This window comes from Bacterioplanoides sp. (assembly GCF_965226395.1).
Classification (GTDB): domain Bacteria; phylum Pseudomonadota; class Gammaproteobacteria; order Pseudomonadales; family Oceanobacteraceae; genus Bacterioplanoides.
On the sequence record NZ_OZ245358.1, the window covers coordinates 2,330,001 to 2,348,089 of the forward strand.

The 18,089-nt window shown below is 47.9% G+C and carries 21 protein-coding genes; 12 read left to right on the plus strand and 9 right to left on the minus strand.

The window, feature by feature from the left end:
* Positions 1-4: 4 nt before the first annotated feature.
* Genes rodA through ACO05E_RS10800 form a run of 6 tightly spaced genes read right to left on the minus strand, consistent with a single transcriptional unit; the run spans position 5 to position 5,766 of the window.
* Positions 5-1,150 carry a rod shape-determining protein RodA gene (gene rodA, locus ACO05E_RS10775; RefSeq protein ID WP_419812939.1) on the minus strand — a complete coding sequence of 382 codons (1,146 nt, stop codon included), beginning with the start codon at positions 1,148-1,150 and terminating at the stop codon, positions 5-7.
* Positions 1,150-3,003, minus strand: coding sequence for a penicillin-binding protein 2 (gene mrdA, locus ACO05E_RS10780; protein ID WP_419812940.1), 1,854 nt, complete (start codon positions 3,001-3,003; stop codon positions 1,150-1,152). Before mrdA ends, rodA begins: the two co-directional genes overlap by 1 nt.
* Positions 3,004-3,016: 13 nt before the next feature.
* A complete protein-coding gene (gene rlmH / locus ACO05E_RS10785; RefSeq protein ID WP_419812941.1) occupies positions 3,017-3,484 on the minus strand; it encodes a 23S rRNA (pseudouridine(1915)-N(3))-methyltransferase RlmH in 468 nt (155 codons plus the stop codon).
* Between the two features lie 3 nt (positions 3,485-3,487).
* Positions 3,488-3,826, minus strand: coding sequence for a ribosome silencing factor (rsfS, locus tag ACO05E_RS10790; RefSeq protein ID WP_419812942.1), 339 nt, complete (start codon positions 3,824-3,826; stop codon positions 3,488-3,490).
* Positions 3,827-3,844: 18 nt separating this feature from the next.
* Positions 3,845-4,510 (minus strand): nicotinate-nucleotide adenylyltransferase, encoded by a 666-nt coding sequence (gene nadD, locus ACO05E_RS10795; protein WP_419812943.1) that lies wholly within the window; start codon positions 4,508-4,510, stop codon positions 3,845-3,847.
* The gene (locus tag ACO05E_RS10800) at positions 4,510-5,766 is read right to left on the minus strand and encodes a glutamate-5-semialdehyde dehydrogenase (RefSeq protein WP_419812944.1); all 1,257 of its coding nucleotides are present in this window, start codon (positions 5,764-5,766) and stop codon (positions 4,510-4,512) included. Before ACO05E_RS10800 ends, nadD begins: the two co-directional genes overlap by 1 nt.
* Before the next feature lie 116 nt (positions 5,767-5,882).
* Between ACO05E_RS10800 and ACO05E_RS10805 the strand changes: the two genes are divergently transcribed.
* Positions 5,883-6,815: a diguanylate cyclase domain-containing protein gene (locus tag ACO05E_RS10805; protein ID WP_419812945.1), complete on the plus strand. Its 933-nt coding sequence runs from the start codon at positions 5,883-5,885 to the stop codon at positions 6,813-6,815.
* Positions 6,805-7,791: a GGDEF domain-containing protein gene (locus tag ACO05E_RS10810; RefSeq protein WP_419812946.1), complete on the plus strand. Its 987-nt coding sequence runs from the start codon at positions 6,805-6,807 to the stop codon at positions 7,789-7,791. The genes ACO05E_RS10805 and ACO05E_RS10810 overlap by 11 nt, the downstream gene beginning before the upstream one ends.
* A gap of 11 nt (positions 7,792-7,802) precedes the next feature.
* Here ACO05E_RS10810 and ACO05E_RS10815 read toward each other — a convergent pair whose 3' ends face one another.
* Positions 7,803-8,648: a class I SAM-dependent methyltransferase gene (locus tag ACO05E_RS10815; protein WP_419812947.1), complete on the minus strand. Its 846-nt coding sequence runs from the start codon at positions 8,646-8,648 to the stop codon at positions 7,803-7,805.
* A gap of 70 nt (positions 8,649-8,718) precedes the next feature.
* A complete protein-coding gene (locus ACO05E_RS10820) occupies positions 8,719-8,955 on the minus strand; it encodes a hypothetical protein (RefSeq protein ID WP_419812948.1) in 237 nt (78 codons plus the stop codon).
* Between the two features lie 207 nt (positions 8,956-9,162).
* Between ACO05E_RS10820 and tssD the strand changes: the two genes are divergently transcribed.
* From tssD to ACO05E_RS10865, 9 genes are all read left to right on the plus strand, one after another.
* Positions 9,163-11,532: a type VI secretion system tube protein TssD gene (gene tssD / locus ACO05E_RS10825; protein ID WP_419812949.1), complete on the plus strand. Its 2,370-nt coding sequence runs from the start codon at positions 9,163-9,165 to the stop codon at positions 11,530-11,532.
* Between the two features lie 8 nt (positions 11,533-11,540).
* Positions 11,541-12,152 (plus strand): imm11 family protein, encoded by a 612-nt coding sequence (locus ACO05E_RS10830; protein ID WP_419812950.1) that lies wholly within the window; start codon positions 11,541-11,543, stop codon positions 12,150-12,152.
* A 66-nt stretch (positions 12,153-12,218) separates the two neighbouring features.
* Positions 12,219-12,827, plus strand: a complete 609-nt coding sequence (locus ACO05E_RS10835) for an imm11 family protein (protein WP_419812951.1) — start codon at positions 12,219-12,221, stop codon at positions 12,825-12,827.
* Positions 12,828-12,892: 65 nt separating this feature from the next.
* Positions 12,893-13,513, plus strand: coding sequence for an imm11 family protein (locus ACO05E_RS10840; RefSeq protein WP_419812952.1), 621 nt, complete (start codon positions 12,893-12,895; stop codon positions 13,511-13,513).
* Positions 13,514-13,572: 59 nt separating this feature from the next.
* Complete coding sequence (locus ACO05E_RS10845) at positions 13,573-14,235, plus strand: imm11 family protein (protein ID WP_419812953.1); 663 nt, start codon at positions 13,573-13,575, stop codon at positions 14,233-14,235.
* 65 nt (positions 14,236-14,300) lie between these two features.
* Positions 14,301-14,717, plus strand: a complete 417-nt coding sequence (locus tag ACO05E_RS10850) for a hypothetical protein (protein ID WP_419812954.1) — start codon at positions 14,301-14,303, stop codon at positions 14,715-14,717.
* 81 nt (positions 14,718-14,798) lie between these two features.
* Entirely contained in the window at positions 14,799-14,924 is a 126-nt protein-coding gene (locus ACO05E_RS10855) for a hypothetical protein (RefSeq protein ID WP_419812955.1), read from the plus strand.
* Between the two features lie 111 nt (positions 14,925-15,035).
* Positions 15,036-16,076, plus strand: a complete 1,041-nt coding sequence (locus tag ACO05E_RS10860; protein ID WP_419812956.1) for a DUF3549 family protein — start codon at positions 15,036-15,038, stop codon at positions 16,074-16,076.
* Positions 16,077-16,099: 23 nt separating this feature from the next.
* Positions 16,100-16,537 (plus strand): YchJ family protein, encoded by a 438-nt coding sequence (locus ACO05E_RS10865; protein WP_419813682.1) that lies wholly within the window; start codon positions 16,100-16,102, stop codon positions 16,535-16,537.
* A 10-nt stretch (positions 16,538-16,547) separates the two neighbouring features.
* Here ACO05E_RS10865 and ACO05E_RS10870 read toward each other — a convergent pair whose 3' ends face one another.
* Complete coding sequence (locus ACO05E_RS10870; RefSeq protein WP_419812957.1) at positions 16,548-16,820, minus strand: hypothetical protein; 273 nt, start codon at positions 16,818-16,820, stop codon at positions 16,548-16,550.
* Between the two features lie 119 nt (positions 16,821-16,939).
* Between ACO05E_RS10870 and ACO05E_RS10875 the strand changes: the two genes are divergently transcribed.
* Entirely contained in the window at positions 16,940-18,055 is a 1,116-nt protein-coding gene (locus ACO05E_RS10875) for a hypothetical protein (protein ID WP_419812958.1), read from the plus strand.
* Positions 18,056-18,089 lie beyond the last annotated feature (34 nt).

Below are 18,089 nucleotides of genomic sequence, written 5' to 3' on the forward strand. Positions count from 1 at the left end.
ATCCTTATTTTTTGCTGTGGGTACTCATCGACATCAGAATACCGAAGGCGGCTAATAAACTGACAACCGACGTGCCGCCATAACTGATTAAAGGCAAGGGTACGCCGACGACTGGCAAGATGCCACTGACCATACCAATATTTACGAACACATAGATAAAAAAGGTGACCGCCAGACTGCCGGATAACAAACGCCCGAATAAGGTTTCGCAACGTACCGACAACATCAGACAGCGCATAATTATTAAGAAATACAGGGTGAGCAGGGCCAGTACCCCAATCAGGCCTAATTCTTCTGCCAATACGGCAATAATAAAATCGGTATGACTTTCCGGCAGGAACTCCAGCTGTGACTGAGTGCCCTGCATAAAACCTTTGCCATCAATGCCGCCGGAACCAATGGCGGTTTTCGATTGGATGATATTCCAGCCCGATCCCAGTGGGTCACTCTCCGGATTCAGAAACGTCAGTACCCGTTGTTTCTGGTATTCACGCATCACAAAGAACCACATCAGCGGTGCACAAGCGGCGACCAGACCGACCATTGAGAAAATCAGCCACCAAGGCATACCGGCAAAAAACAGTACCAGTAAGCCCGAGGCACTGATCAGGATCGAGGTGCCTAAATCGGGTTGTTTCAGAATTAATACCGTCGGTAAGGCAACAATCGCCAGCGCTTTGATCAGGTCGATAAACTTCGGTGGAACCGGGCGTTTTGCCATATACCAGGCAACGGTTAAGGGCAGCGCCAGTTTAACCAGTTCCGATGGCTGAAAGCGGGGTAACCCCGGCAGCTCCAGCCAGCGTTGTGCCCCTTTAGCACCAACGCCCGCCACCAGTACCCCAATCAGGGCAACCAAGCCGGCGGTATAAGCCCAGGGAGCCAGGCGTTGATAAATGCGGGGGGGAATCTGGGCCGCAACAAACAGGGCAACAAAACCAATACCATAATGAATGGCCTGACGTTTGATCATGCCCCAGTGCTGACCACTGGCGCTGTACAGCAGCAATAAGCCAGCAGCTGTCAGTGCCAGCAACAGCAGCAATAAAATCAAATCAACGTGAATACTGGCAAACCAGGCACGGCTGCGACTGAAACCATGTTGTGGGTTGGCTTCAGACATGGTGCGGGAAAAATCGGTACCGGCCATCAGCCTTCTGCGCCTCCCAGATATTCGTTGATAATACGCTGTGCAATCGGTGCTGCGGTTTTACCGGCTGACTCGCCATTTTCAACCACCACCGCGACGGCAATGGCGGGCTGCTCGATGGGGGCAAACGCAATAAACAGAGCGTGATCGCGCAGGCGTTCTTTCAGCGCTTCGGAGTCATATTCTTCATTCTGCTTGATACCAACCACCTGAGCGGTACCGGTTTTACCGGCAATCGGGTATTTCAGATTGCTCAACAGGCGTCGTGCGGTACCGTGGGTGCCGGTGATCACCTTTTGCATGGCGGTAAACATCTTGTCCCAGTCTTGTGGGTTTTTCAGTTCAATATCGGGGGTGTCCGGGTGGGGCACCTGATCGAGCGTATCATTGTGGGCATAAATCAGTCGTGGAGTGACCCACTTGCCGCGGTTGGCTAATACCGAGGTGGCCGTCGCTAACTGAATCGGGGTTGCCAGCATATAGCCCTGACCAATGCCAAGGTTAACGGTGTCGCCAGCGTACCAGAACGTTTTGGCGCGCTTTTTCTTCCACTCACGGCTGGGCAGAATACCGCGCAGCGCGTTATTCACATCCAGCGTGGCGTTATTGCCAAAGCCAAACTGACCCAAAAACGGTGAAATAGCATCAACCCCGGTGCGCACCGCAATTTCATAGAAGTAGGTATCACAGGATTCAATAATGGCATCCTGCATATCAACCATGCCGTGACCTTTACGCTTCCAGTCGCGGTAGACGCGCTCGTCGTTTGGTAGCTGATACCAGCCGGGATCGTTGATTTCTTCGCTCCAGTTGGTAGTACCGGCATTTAACATCGCCAGACCGAGAAACGGTTTTAAGGTGGAAGCGGGTGGGTATTGGCCACGACGGGTACGGTCAAATAGTGGCAGATCCGGGTTATCACGCAGAGCGGAATAATCTTTGTGGGAAATACCAGTGACAAACAGGTTCGGATCAAAGCTGGGGTTACTGTACAGGCTGAGAATACCGCCACTGGCAACGTCGATGGCAACCAGCGCCCCGCGGCGACCTTGCAGCTCTTTTTCGGCCAGTTTCTGTAAACGGGCATCAAGGTGCAGGGTGATATCGTCACCCGGGATGGGGTCGGTTTGTTCAATGATGCGCAAAATACGGCCACGGGCGTTGGTCTCAACTTTTTGATAACCCACCTGACCGTGTAAATCCTGCTCGTATTGTTTTTCGACCCCCAGCTTGCCAATAAAGCGGGTGGCGCTGTACTGGCGTTTTTTATCCGGGTCGGCATCCAGTTTGTTTTGCTCTTTCTGGTTGATACGGGCGACGTAACCTAACACGTGAGCAAACGACTCTCCCTGTGGGTAATGGCGTACCAGCTGAGCCTCAACATCCACCCCCGGCAGGTAAGCACGGTTGACCAGCACCTGAGCAATTTCTGCTTCGCTTAATTTATGTCGCAGTACCACCGGTTCAAACGGGCGGCGGCGGAATTTACGTCGCTTCTCAAACTGCTCCCGATGACGTTCTGAAACACCAATCAGTTGATCAAGAAAAGCCAGTGTTTGTTCCAGATCCTTAACCCGTTCGGGCACCAGGGTCAGGCTGTAGCTGGGGATATTCTCTGCCAGTAAGACACCATTGCGATCATAAATCAGCCCCCGGTTGGGCGCGATTGGACGCAACTGAATGCGGTTGTTTTCGGACAGGTCGCGGTATTTTTCGTGCAGGTCGATTTGCAGATAGGCCATACGCCAGGCCAGTCCACCAAGCATCAGCAGAATCACCAGGCCAAGAATGATGGCGCGGAAGCGGAATAATGACCTTTCTGCTGATTTATCCCTGAACGACTGCTCCCACATATACCGGCCTTAGCTATTTATGGTAAGGGTGACCCTGAAGAATACTCCAGGCACGGTAAAGTTGTTCCGCCATCAGCACCCGAACCAGCGGGTGGGGCAGGGTCAGATTCGATAGTGACCAGCGTTGTTTAGCCAGCGCTAACACTTCCGGTGTCATACCATCCGGGCCACCAATCAGCAGTGCGACATCACCGCCCTGCATGCGCCAGTCGCTGAGTTGGGTGGCGAGTTGCTCAGTACTCCAGGGCTTGCCTTTAACGTCCAGTGCCACCACATGATCCTGTGGGCGAATCGCCTTTTTCAGCGCTTCAGCCTCTTGTTGCATGGCTTTTTCTTTGGAGGTGTTTTTTGCCCGGTGGCCGGGAGCCAGTTCCACCAGTTCCAGCGCACAATCGTTGGGTAAACGTTTGGCGTATTCCTGATAACCCTGCTCCACCCAGGCTGGCATCTTCGTGCCTACCGCCAGCAATCTTAGCTTCATGTGTTATTCGTTATCTTCTTCTGGCTCGCCCCACAGACGTTCCAGATCGTAGAAGTGACGTGACTGATCGGTCATAACGTGGACAACCACATCACCTAAGTCGATCAGAACCCAGTCGGAAGCGGCGCGGCCTTCGGTGCCATTGGGGCGCAGGCCAGCGTGTTTGGATTTTTCTTCAACGTTACCGGCTACTGCCGCGACATGGCGATTTGAGGTGCCGGTCGCGATGATCATCCAGTCGGTGACGGAAGTACGGCCACGAACATCCAGTTCGGTGATGTTTTGGGCTTTCATGTCGTCCAGTGCATCCACCACCAGCGATTTAATTTGCTCTGTTTGCATTGTTTTTCAGTAAAGGCTCTATCGGTAGAGTTGTTGTTGATTAAGAAAATCCAGCACCGCGTCAGGCACCAGAAAGTGAATATTGTGACCCTGCTTGATAGCACGACGCAAGTAAGAGGCCGAGATATCCAGTTCTGGCAAGGTTTGCAGGCAGATAGTGCCGGATTCAGAGGCTAACAACTGGCTGATGCTACGCTGGCGTAATTCCAGTTGTTGTTCCTGCCAATGACTGGTGTTTTGCAGCCCCGGGCGGCTAACGACCAATAAGTTAGCCTGCTCCAATAATTCCAGTGGCTGGTGCCAGTGTTCAAAGCCTTGCCAGGCGTCCTGCCCCATCACCCAGGTAAAACTGACCTTTGGGAACTGCGCTTTCAGGGCGGCCACAGTAATGGCACTGTAGCTGTAATCATCGCGCAGCAGTTCAATATCACAGGCTTCGACACCATCCAGTTCACGGCACGCTAATGACAACATCTGTAATCGCTGTTCACCACTGGCCTGAGGTTGCGGCCGATGGGGTGGGATACGGTTGGGAATCAGCAGAACCTTATCAAACCCCAAGTCGCGTAGCCGTGCAGCAATACGTAAATGACCAATATGAATCGGGTCAAAGGTGCCGCCGAACAACGCCCAGCGGCCAGTCGCTTCAGAAACGGCCAGCGCTTCCTGATTGGTAGCCGTCATTAACTGCGCACTTCACCGTTGCCAAGTACCACGTACTTTTGCGAGGTAAGACCATCCAGACCCACCGGGCCACGGGCATGAATCTTATCGGTGGAGATACCAATTTCAGCCCCTAAACCGTATTCAAAGCCATCCGCAAACCGGGTTGAGGCATTAATCATCACTGAGCTGGAATCCACTTCGGTCAGAAAACGACGCGCTAAAGTGTAGTTTTCGCTGATAATGCTGTCGGTATGGTGCGAGCCGTAATGATTGATGTGATCAATCGCCTGATCCATATCATCGACCAGCTTGATCGACAGAATCGGGGCAAGATATTCGGTGTGCCAGTCTTCTTCTGTGGCTTCAACGGCATCGGTCAGAATGGCACGGGTGGCGTCACAACCACGCAGTTCAACACCAATTTCAGCATAAGCGCTGGCCAGTTCTGGTAACACGTCAGCCGCCATGGCTTTGTGTACCAACAGGGTTTCCATGGTGTTGCAGGTGCCATAACGGTGGGTCTTGGCGTTAATGGCAATGTTCACCGCTTTGGTTTTGTCAGCAAACTGATCGATATAGACATGACAGATGCCGTCCAGGTGTTTGATCACCGTAACTTTGGCATCGCGGCTGATTCGTTCGATCAGACCTTTACCACCGCGTGGCACAATCACATCGACGTATTCCGGCATGGTGATTAATTCACCCACTGCGGCACGGTCGGTGGTTTCAACCACTTGTACGGTTTCGGCTGGCAGGCCCGCGGCGGCCAGGCCTTCTGCGATGCATTTGGCCAGAGCCTGATTGGCTTCAATCGCTTCAGAGCCGCCACGCAGGATGGCGGCATTGCCTGATTTTAAACACAGGCTGGCGGCTTCAATCGTAACGTTCGGGCGGCTCTCATAAATGATGCCAATCACACCCAGAGGTACACGCATTTTGCCCACCTGAATACCGCTTGGGCGGTATTTCAGATCGGTGATTTCACCCACGGGATCTGCCAGAGCCGCGACCTGCTGTAATCCTTCGATCATGGTATCGATGGTGGCGTCGCTCAGCTGCAAACGATCCAGTAAGGCAGCGTCCAGACCATTCGCTTCGCCGCGTTGCATATCGCGCTGGTTGGCGGCTTTTAGTGTTTCTCGTTGCTGGCTGATAGCATCGGCAATGGCCAGCAGGGCGGCGTTTTTGTCTTGGCTGGAAGCACGGGCAATGGCGCGTGATGCTTTGCGCGCACGCTCACCCAGAGATTTCATATAGTCAGTTACATCCATCGATCACACCAAATAGCAGACAGTTGCAGAAAAGGGCGCAGTATATACTAACTGGGGTCTGTACTACACTTACGACGCATCGTTCTGATAATGAATAACAAACGGATCCGGGGTTTATGGAAAAAGCGCAGTTTCACGACCTGATGGCGCAGCAGGTAAAAGTGGTTTATTGCCTGCTGGCGGCGGTTGGCTTAGCCGTCATTACGGTTTTGGATTGGTACGAAGGGCAGCTGTTTTTTGCCGCCGTGGCCGGAGGGTTCTCGTTACTGCTGGTGAGTTATGCCGGCTTCTTATTGGTACGTCGCAAGAAGCGGTCGTCACCGTATCCGGAATGGGTGCTGGTTGGGCTGCTGACGCTGTTTACTTTGTTTGGTATGAAGCTGAGTTCCCAGGTGGTGCACTGGATTTATTTTGTTCCGATTTATACCTACTTTTTATTCCCGTTCCGGGTGGCGAACTATATTGCCCTGATTTATAGCCTGGTATTGGTGCTGATGGTGCTGCATCAGTTCGACAACTACATTCGTTTGCAGATGTTATTTACGTATTCTGCCTGTTGCGTGTTCTCGGTGATGTATGCCCTGATCAACGAACGCAATAATCAGGGGCTGACCGAGATCGTCAACACCGATCCATTAACTCAGGTGTATAACGAACATCAGCTATTTCTGGATTTAAATAAAGAAATGACCCGCGCCGACCGGCAGCGCAGCCAGCTGATGTTGCTGGCCATTGCCACCCCGGTCAGCTGGCGCAAATTAAAAGTAGAAGATTATGAACAGCGCCTCAGTTATCTGGGGAAAAAGCTGCGTCACAGCCTGCGTAACTACGATTCCTGTTATCGTCTTAATACCGATGATTTTATTATTCTGATGCCTCACAGTGGCGCGGACGAAGCCTTGCAATTGCAGGCGCTGATTCAGCAGGTGATGCAAAGCACACGCTATCAGGAGTTGCACGATATGCAGATGCATCAGGAGCATTATCGCCCGGATGATGACAGCCAAAGCTTAGTCGCGCGCGTGATGGAGACACTTCATGCTGAATAATATTCCTCAGGAACAACTGCAGCCGCGACTGCAGATTATTGTCTATATTCTGGCCGCGCTGGCGGTCAGTATTCTGATGTACGATCAGTATTATCAGGGGGTATATCCGCTGGTATTGAGTAACGCCATTGCGATCCCGGCGTTATTATTCAGTGCAATTTTTATTTACATCAATCGCGATCGTGAGACCTATGCCTGGGTTAATTACCCACTGATTTCATTATTGGTTCTGCTTGCCTTGTATCAGCTGCCGGATTATCCACAGCTGATTATTCACTCGCTCTATGCGGTGCCATTATTCAGTTATTTTTGTTTACCCATTATTCATGCGACGTTATTTAACTTTCTGGTGGCACTGGCGGTGATTATTACCGTCTGGACGGATGCCGGAACGGCGGTTGGTTTACGTACCGGCACCAATTATCTGTTATTGGTGGTATCAGCCTGGTGTTTTGCTTACCTGACACAACTGAAGTCGGAATCGTTGAAGCGCATGGCGCTGACCGATCCGGAAAGTGGTGCTTACAATGCCCGGCATTTTCAACATGCGCTGGAGCGTGAGATTGCCCGCAGCGAAACCACACGCCAGAGTGTGTCGTTAATTGGGCTGGTGATTGAAGATTATCAGCAGCTGATCGATTTACATGGAAAGTGGGTGATGCAGCAGCTGTTACCCAATTTTGTGGTACGTGCCCAACAACAGATTCGCGCCGCGGATGAAGTGTTTCGTCTGGAGAAGGATAAGTTTGTATTAATTCTGCCCCATTGTCCTGAAGACGGTGCGATCGTGCTGATGGAACGTATCAGCCGCAATATGCAGACCCACAGCTGGAAGCCGGTCAATGAAATTGAGTTGGCAACGGCAGCCGTCAGCTGGCAGGCCGGTGAAGATAGTGGTGATCTGGAAAAACGTCTGGAAATGAAACTGAAGAAACAAAAGCGCGCCAGCCTGCAGCTGGCCGCTTTTGATGAGTAACGAGCCTGGCCTTAAACCGCAGCCCGGATAATCCGCACCAGTGTCTGGGTTTTGGCGCGTGGCATATTCAGTGTCTGATAAAACGAAGCCGGATCGTGCACTTCTACCTGCGCAAAACCATCCTGTTGAAAGCCCTGTTGAATGGCGCTATCGCTGCGATAGTGCAGCGGCCATTGGCCACGGGTGAAAAAACCCACCAGTTTCTGGGCCAGCTGAACGTAGCGATAGGACGGATGTTCAACAAAATCCGGGTATAAATCGGTGACGTAATAGCCCCGAGGAAACTGTTTTAACCCCTGTGCCATGGTGGCCCACACCTGTTTGATGGTGTTCAGATCGAAGTAATTCACCAGCCCTTCGGTCACGATGGCGGTTTTTTTCGCCGGATCAAATTGTTGCAACAGCGACTGAATCGACTGACTGCCATGTTGCTCAAGAATATTGCAGGCCAGCACCTGATGCTGCGACTCAGCCCCTACGCCTAAAGTACGCAGCAGTTTGTGTTTGCGCTGCGCCATACCGGGTAAATCCCCTTCGATATAATGCAGCTGCGGGTACTTTTGTTTCAGACGATAGCCACGCGGCGACAAGCCACAGGCCAGTTCCAGCACCTGTTCAACCCCTTCTTTCTGAATCAGTTGCTCCAGTTGATAATCAATCACCGAGTGGCGCTGTAATAAAAAAACATCGATATCAGCCCCGGCAACGCGGCGTAAAAACGCATTCACAGGGGTTAACGTTGCATTGGCGATCCGGCCGGTGCGGGTGGCGAAGGGCGGTGCCGATAAACCATGTTTGTACCAGACATAGCCCGTATAGTGGGCGCTGATGCTGATACGAGACGTATCGGTAGTCATGAGATGCTCTTTGGTGAGTTATTGTTGTTATATTTGGTGTTGCTATATGAGAGCAGCATAGCGCGCCGATTTATTGATTACGATAGAAATTCAGATCTTTGTTGGCTTCATTTAACTGATATTCCAGATCCGCAACTTTTTGCTTCAGATCCTGTGCTGCCTCCTGTTCCTGCTGATGCTGAGCCAGTACCTGCTGCATATCGGCTTTGGCACTTTCTACCTGACTTTTCCAGCGTTGGCTTAATTGCCAGCCAACCAGGCCGCCACCAATAATCATGCCCGCCAAAATGGCAAAAACAATCGCCATAAGCTTTCTCCCGTATGTTTGTATGTGGGTTATTCGTATGTAAGCTTGCTTGAGCGCAGTGTATCAGACTCCATTGATTTTTTATCTTGTACTGAGTGATCAGATCGCCTCCGGAAAGGGTGTCTGTACGCGTGTGGTAAAAATTGAACTGCCCCGGATTTGTTGATAGGCTCCCCTTTTTTTCGCCTCTGAGGGAACAGTACAGGCATGGCATTGTGCGGGTATTTAAAGCTAACGGATCAACAAGGTAATCTGGTTCGTGGTGAATGCGATGTTGAAGGACATGAAGAATGGATTCGCATCTGGGGCAGTGCTCATTCAGTTAAGCTGCCCACCAATCCTCAAGGCTTGCCCAGTGGCAAGCGAATACATCACCCTATCGAATTTGTTAAGCAGCTCGATGTTTCCAGCCCGGTTTTGTATCAACATTTATGTTGTGGGAAACGGTTTGAGCAAGCTCAGATTGATTGGTACCGGATTCGCCCGGAAACCGGCGACCCGGAGATGTACTTTCGGATAACCCTGAAAAATGTACAGCTGACATCGCTTTCTTTTGATGTGGATACTTATTCTTTCACGGCTTCGGAAAGACTGGAATATCAGCAGTCGCCACTGGAAAAGCTCAGCTTTATCTACGATGAAATCAGCTGGACCTTTTTGTCAGGAGGTATTGAGTTTGATGATCGTCTGACACCTGCGCCATCACCTAAAGCCACTGATCCTGCGGTGAATCAGCCATCGCCACGTTATGACCTGAGCCTTCAGGTGGCGTATAAGAACGACCCTGTGAGCAGCATCAAGAACTTACCGTTTAGTGTGCTGTTCGCCGATAAAAAAGAGCAAACCGGCACGTTAAACGATGGCTACCTGTTTATTGCAGACGTGACCCCCGGGCCAGTAGAGATAACTTTTGGCTATCCGGAAGTGGATGCCGAACTGGCAACGGCTAAGCAAGCTCTGATAACACTGGTTGATGAATATATTGCTGAACTGGAACAACGAGGCCAGCAACTTGACCAGGCTTTAGCCGATGAAGATTTTGCCACCCAGGGATTGATTCTGACCGGCGCTTTTCTTGATGGGCTTTTCTCAACGGCACAGGATGTTGGTGAACTGGCTGGTGATTTGATTAATCATGCCCGTGTAGCGCTGGATGAATGGAAAGGCATTACCGAAGAAGATATTAAAGAGGCCATTCGGGAACAAGTACAACAACAAGTTGTATCGTATGTTCAGTTTATTGCCGAGGTTGATGAAGCACTTGAGATAGCGGAAGACGTAATTAAGCGTGGCCGTATCAATCGGGTGAAAGAAAAGCTCGAAGAGCTGTACGCCTACGGACATACCAATATTACCGACGCCTATGTTTACGGGCTGGAAAATTTTGAAGAACTACAAACGGTTTTTACCCGGATAGAAACTCTCTCCCGCGACCCGGAAATAAAACAACTGCTGCGCGACTTACCGCAACGTTATTATGATGCAATGCCACAAGTGGATGTTGCCCGTGGTGGTGGTATGGGCTTTGTTATCGCTGTTGGTTTAGTCGCCGGGCCGGGTGGGGGCGCCGCAGCAGGAACGGCTGTTATTGCCAGCCAAGCAGGTAAAGTGGCGAAAATTGCTAAAAAATTCAAAGAAGTTGAAGAGCTGTTAAATAAAAAAATACTGACGCTTGAGAATAAAACCGGAGCTGTTACCAAGCCTGGTAATAATACGGTTGAACATCAGTTTAAAAAGCCCAAAAACGAAAAGGTTGAAGAAAAAGAGCAGAAAACCTGTGCTTATCAGTTTAACAGCAGTGGACCTGCCTGTGGTAAACCTTATAACCGCCGCTGCCCGTTATGTCATGCCGATGCCGAGAAGCGCGCTACCCGCCGCAAAGGAGGCCCCAATAAAGGCGACAGTGGATTGTTAAGCAATCGTATTATGGCCAATTTACAGCGTAAAAAACTGGCTCGGCCCAGTAATCGGGTGGTTAATGCTCTGGGAGAAGAGCTGTATGCTGAAGATATCAGCAAGAAGAAGAACCACAAAAGTTATCACCCCTGGTTTCAGGGAGACAGCACCCTGGCGGCACATCATATTATTGCCAGTGAGGCTGTACAGAAAAAACGCTGGGCGGATTACTTTAATATGTGTGGTTACGATATTAACTGCAAAGAAAATGGTGTGATGTTACCCAGTCGAATGGATATGGCGTGTCAGCTAGGAGTTCCTTTACATCTGGGAAATCATGATGAAGGAGAAGCTAATTATAAAAATAAAAAAATAGCGTATACCAAAGGATGTCGTAAGTTACTTGAGGAAATAGAAAAAAATATTAAAAAGAATGAATATTGTGATGATCCTGATGAGATATTGGATGAAATAAACAAAAGAAGCAAACTTATTTTAAAATACTTATCAGGTTTTGATTGGACGCTAACTAAAGATGGCCGAGATTATGATAAAAAAAGCACTTCAGGCTGTGGGAATCAATATACTTTGCCAGCCTTGAAAGACAGTGAATGTTCCAGAGGACGAAAGCATAATTATATTTTTTATAATAACTTTAATACATTAAAAATCGGACAATAGGAGTAAGTATGACCATTGAATATAGTAAGTATGATGACGAATATTACCTGGTGTATGCGGATGATGATTATCCAATGATAGACTTGGATGATGATATTTTAAGTGATACAAAAAATGATGGAATGTTTACCTCCCCTTGGGAATTGATTCAAGATGGTTATGTCTTTCCAGTTATTTTAAGTGAACCACTACCTGAGAAAATTGAAATAGTAGACTATCATGACCTCCCCTGTACATTCTCTTATCGGGTTATTAAAGATGTTGCTCAGCGTCACGGCATGCCTGGTGTGCAGTGGTTTCCGGCTTATATTCATCATAACGGACAGCGTTATAATGATTATGTCATTATGCATGTTTATAAAGAAATTGAGTGCCTAGATAGAAGTCAGTCTAACTTCGATCAAATGACCAAAAGAAGCATTGATTTAAGAAGCATTGTTCTCAATAAGAATGTACTTGATGCTATTCCCTTAGAAGAACGCTTAATATTTTTAATGGCAGAAAAAACTTCTCTGGTTTATATGCATAAAACCATTGTTGATGAGATATTACAGCATAACCCGGTGGGTGTTCGGTTTATTAAGTCGAAAGATTGGGGTGTTCGAGAAGCCTTTGGTTGATTGTTGTATTGTGAATTTTTTCAGGGATGAAATTTCGATTCAAAAAATCGAACGCTAGGAGTAATTATGACCATTGAATATAGCCAATATGATGAGGAATATTACCTGCTATATGCAGATGGAAATTATGCCATGATCGATATTGATGATGAGATATTGAGTGAAACAAAAAGGGATGGAATGTTTGCTGCATCCTGGCCGTTAATTCAGGATGGCTATGTATACCCGATTTCATTAGGAAAGCCATTGCCGAAAAAAATTGAAATTGTGGATTATCACGATCTTCCTCGTACATTCTCCTACCGGGTTATTAAAGACGTTGCCCAACGCCGTGATATGCCTGGTGTTCAGTGGTTTTCGGCTTATATTCATCACAATGGCCAGCGTTATAATAATTATGTGATTATGCATGTTTTTAAAAAATTAGAATGCTTAGATAAAGAAAAATCAGAATATAAACTTCGGGGTAAACGATATCAGCTTAAAAAAATAATTTTAGATAAAAAATCTTTAGATGCTATTCCTTTGGAGCATCGGTTGATCTTTAAGCTTAAGGAAAAAACGTCTCTGATCTATATGCATAAAACCATTGTTGATGAGATATTACAGCATAACCCAGTGGGTGTTCGGTTTATTAAATCGAAAGACTGGGGTGTTCGAGAAGCCTTTGGTTGAATGTTGTATTGTGAATTTTTTCAGGGATGAAGTTTCGATTCAAAAATCGAACGCTAGGATTACATATGACCATTGAATACAGTCAATATGATGACGAATATTATATTGTTTCTCGCGGGGGTGAAGGTAGTGAAAACCATCCATTGATTGATGTTGATTGGGAAATACTCAGCGATAATAAAGGTTCGGGGATGTTTTCATCTCCCTGGCCATTGATTCAAGATGGTTATGTATTTCCCATTCGTTTAGGAAAACCTTTACCTAAAAAAATTGTAATGGCTGATTTTCATCGTCGTCCTTATACCTTTTCTTATCGGGTGATTAAAGATGTTGCTCAGCGTCGAGATATGCCTGGTGTTCAGTGGTTTCCGGCTTATATTCATCATGACGGCCAGCGTTATAATGATTATGTGATTATGCATGTTTTTAACAAAATAGAGTGCTTAGACAAAGAAAAATCAGAGTATAAACTTCGTGGGGAGCGATATCAGCTTAAAAAAATAATTTTAGATAAAGAGTCTTTGGATGCTATACCTTTGGAAAATCGTTTGATTTTTAAGCTTAAGGAAAAAACGTCTTTAATTTATATGCATAAAACCATTGTTGATGAAATATTACAGCATAACCCGGTGGGTGTTCGGTTTATTAGGTCGAAAGATTGGGGTGTTCGAGAAGCCTTTGGTTGATTTTTGTATTCAGGACATAGGCTGTATGTTGACTGTTGGAGTCTTTCAGGAAGATATTTATGATTAAAAATATCGTTAATGCCATCTCGGATCGACTAAAGCCGGAAGGTCGGGCGATTGAATATAGTCAATACGATGAGGAATATTACCTGCTATATGCAGATGGAAAATATGCCATGATCGATATTGATGATGAGATATTGAATGAAACAAAAAGAGATGGAATGTTTGCTGCATCCTGGCCGTTAATTCAGGATGGCTATGTATACCCGATTTCATTAGGAGAACCTTTGCCTAAAAAAATTGAAATTGTGGATTATCACGATCTTCCTCGTACATTCTCCTATCGGGTTGTTAAAGACGTTGCTCAACGTCGAGATATGCCAGGCGTACAATGGTTTCCGGCTTATATTCATCATAACGGTCAGCGCTATAATGACTATGTGATTATGCATGCTTATAAGGAGATAGAGTGTTTGGATAAAGAAAAATCTGATTATAAAATTAGTGGGGAAGATTGGTATCAAATCAAAAAGATTGTACTGGATAAAAAAGTACTGGATGCCATTCCCTTAGAAGAGCGTTTAATATTTTTAATGGAAGAAAGCACTTCTCTGGTTTATATGCATAAAACCATTGTTGATGAAATATTACAGCATAACCCGGTGGGTGTTCGGTTTATTAAATCGAAAGATTGGGGTGTTCGGGAAGCCTTTGGTTGATTGTTGTATTGTGAATTTTTTCAGGGGTGAAGTTTCGATTCAAAAATCGAACGCTAGGAGTAAATATGACCACTGAACACAGTCAATACGATGACGAATATTATATTGTTTCTCGCGGTGGTGAGGGTAGTGAAAATCATCCATTAATTGATGTTGATTGGGAAATACTCAGCGATAATAAAGGTTCGGGGATGTTTTCGTCTCCCTGGTCATTGATTCAAGATGGTTATGTATTTCCCATTCGTTTAGGACAACCAGTTCCCAAAAATCCTGAAATTGTAGATTTTCATCGTCTGCCATATACATTCTCTTATCGAGTGATTAAAGACGTTGCCCAACGCCGAGATATGCCTGGTGTTCAGTGGTTTCCGGCTTATATTCATCATGACGGTCAGCGTTATAATGATTATGTAATTATGCATGCTTATAAGGAAATTAAATGTTTGGATAAAAATAAATCTGATTATAAAGTTCGTGGGTAACGACGATATCAAATCAAAAAAATTGTATTGGATGAGGAAGTGTTGGGCTCAATTCCTTTGAAAGAGCGTTTGATATTTTTAATGGAAGAAAAAACTTCTCTGGTTTATATGCATAAAACCATTGTTGATGAAATATTACAGCATAACCCGGTGGGTGTTCGGTTTATTAAATCGAAAGACTGGGGTGTTCGAGAAGCCTTTGGTTGATTCTGGCTGTAACCTTATGTAATTGGTGACAGAAGGCTCGAAACCTGCCCGCCGTAGCAGGAGTCTGATAGAATCGCTGCCTGAATTCGCGAATGACAGAAAGGCAAGCTTGTGACAATTAGCCAGCTCGTAGAAAAAAGTGGTGCACAGATCCGTATTTTTGACCTCGGTCGCCGCATTGAGAAAATCTCCAGAAAAGACTTTGCTGATTTTGAACAGCTGGCTAAACCGTATCCGGTGCCTTACCTGAAACACGCCTGGGTTGGGGTACTCAGCTGGAACCCTAAGCAGGCCGGACAACACAATATCTGGTTTCTGAAATTACCACTGGATGAACAGAATATCCTGCAGCCGGGCCCGCGTGATGCCTTCTTAGAGCATTGGTTACGGGTGGTTGCCGATCCGGATAAAGAGCATGGTGAAGCGCCTTGCTCGTTTAAACCCGATCAGAGTCGTATGGCTTACTTCCATGCAATTGCGCTGATGACCTTAGGCCAGCCGGCGACTCAGTATTATTCCACTACCCGTGCTTACCTCAGTGGTGATCTGGGTTGGGACAACTGGCAACAGCTTGGGTTGCAGGGGTTGGCAGAAGTGATTGCCCGCATCGGTCAGGATAACAACGAAGCGCTATTGGCGCAGGCGATTGGTCAGATGCCTGCGGTGCCACGTAATGTGATTCTTGGCTATCTGGAGAATGTTCAACCCGGCCATGAGCTGACGGTCGCCGTGAATGACTGCTTGTCTCAGGTGGTGGCCTCTGGGCCGGAAGCCGGAGACCTGGCCGCCTTTGCCCGGGCGTTGTCGTGCAGTGTGAATATTCAGCAGCGCCAGTTGTTGCTGCAAGCGATTCTGGCGCACCCGGTGAGCCGTTCGGTTGAAGTGCTGGCGGCACTGGGAAGTCGTTGTTGGCAAGATCTGAGCGGTGAGCGATTACTCGCATACCTGGAAGTGCTGGCCGACAATGAAGAGTCAGAAAAAGGTCAGGGAGCACAGGTTTTCTGTGCGCTGGTAGCGGATCTGATGACCTTACCGGGCATGCGGGAACAGATTCTTCAGGCGTTCCGCACCCCAGAGCGCAGCGACAAACTCAGCCGTGCGATTGGTGAGTTAATGTCACTGGTTGCTAATGCGGATCAGACGGTGAAGTGATGGCGCGGGCTGATTCCTCAACAATGCCTTGCCCGTGTTGCTCGGGAGCGCAGTACGCTCAATGTTGTCAGGTTTTTCATCAGGGTAAGGCTGCCCCCACGCCAGAAGCATTGATGCGTTCGCGCTACAGTGCTTTTGCACTGGAGCTGGCGGATTACCTCAAGCACACCTGGCACCCGCAAACCCGGCCGCAAACCCTGACGTTAGAACCGGATACCCAATGGTTAAAGCTGGACGTTTTGACCAGCTCCGATAACGCTGAACAGGGTAAGGTCAGTTTTGTGGCGACGTTTCAGGAGCAGGGGGAATATCTGCAGTTGGCGGAAGAGTCCAACTTCGTTCGCGAGAATGGCCTTTGGTACTACCTTGATGGTAATGCACAATTTGAACCCCTTAAGCCAGGCCGTAATGACCCCTGCTTATGCGGTAGCGGCAAAAAATTCAAAAAGTGTTGTGGCTGATGGGTTCGGTCTATTCCGCACGAGTCATCCCTTTCAGCAGCATGCCCCAGGTCATTGCCAGAGCGCCCAGCAATGATAGCAACAGCATCAGGTTGACCATCAGCGTGTTGCGGGCATAAAAGGTGGACTGAGGTTGGGGTTGCTCCGAGCAGGTTTGAGTTTCAAAGTTGTACGAGCCACTCTGCTGCAGGCAATCGGTCACCGCTGACATTTCCAGGCCGTATAACACCAGCAACAACAGCCCGGGAACGGCAAACAACAGTGAGCCATAACGCAACCACATAAGATTTCTCCGAAATAATGACAGTAAATGGTCAATCAAACTTGACATATAAAGGCTAATGTTTTCAGCTTAGCCATGGGGAAAATTTAAAAACGATAATAACTGAAGCCGCCTATATTATGATACATGCTATAAAACGTATTCTGTTGATGCCTGCCCTGCTGATAGGGTTTCAAAGTCAGGCTGCCACCGAAGATCTTGATCAGCTGCTGACTTCCATTCGTGCTGATATTCAGAATCAGCGTCTCTCCAGTCCTGCTGGTAACAATGCACTTGAGCGCATTACCTCATTCCGCGAACAGGCTCCTTTTGATTTCCGGGTTGTACCACTGACCTATGAGTGGGGGGAGGCGTACGTTGCGCTTGCTAATAAAGCGACGGATGCTGGTCAGTTAAGTAAGGCTCAGGGATACCTGGACAAAGTCTGGTATGTGGCTGCGCTGACTCCGGGTCTGGAAGAAGCTCAAGCGAAGCTGGATAGCGCGGCGAAAAGTGGTAAAAAAGTCGTTAAACCTGCGAAAAAAGCCTCGGGCCCAAGTAAAGAAGAACTGGCTCGTCAGAAAAAATTGGAACAGGAGCTGGCAAAAGAAAAAGCCCGCTTAGAAGCCGAGCTTAAGCGCAAGCAGGAACTGGCCAAAAAAGAAGCGCTGGCTGAGAAAAAGCGTATGCAGGCGGAGAAAAAGCGCAAAGAAGAAGTTGAGCGTCAACGTCGTTTAGCTGCAGCTAAGGCAGAAAAAGAAGCCGCAGCGAAAGCGAAAAAAGCGGCAGCCGCTGCTGCGGCAAGCAAAGCTTCCGTTGCCAAAACCTCTTCACCTAAAACCTCTGTCGCCAAAAAATCAGTGCCAGCCCCAGTTGTTGCACCAGTACCAATTGCTAAGCAAGCAACAGCAGCAGAGTTGGGCGCCGCAACGGCTTTATGGCAATCCGCTAAAGAAGATTCAGTCTCCATCGCCAGTTATCCGGTATCTGCTGATATGGTTGCCAACCGGGATCGAAACATTGCTGGTGACCTGGAGCCGGTTTGTCAGGCCATTCTGGATAACGATGCTTCGGTGGTCGTACATACCGCTGATAAAGCCGATTATCGCTGGCTGACAGTACGACTGACGTTATGTTTGCGTCGCCTGGATAAATCGTTCCGCTTACGTCACAGCTATCTGGCTTCAGCCGATACACCGTCGGTGAGCCTGCATCCGTCACGAGGTGTTTCGCTGGTACGTAAAGTCGAGCGCTAAGCTTTGCGACACTTATAAAAGCTTCGCTAGTCTC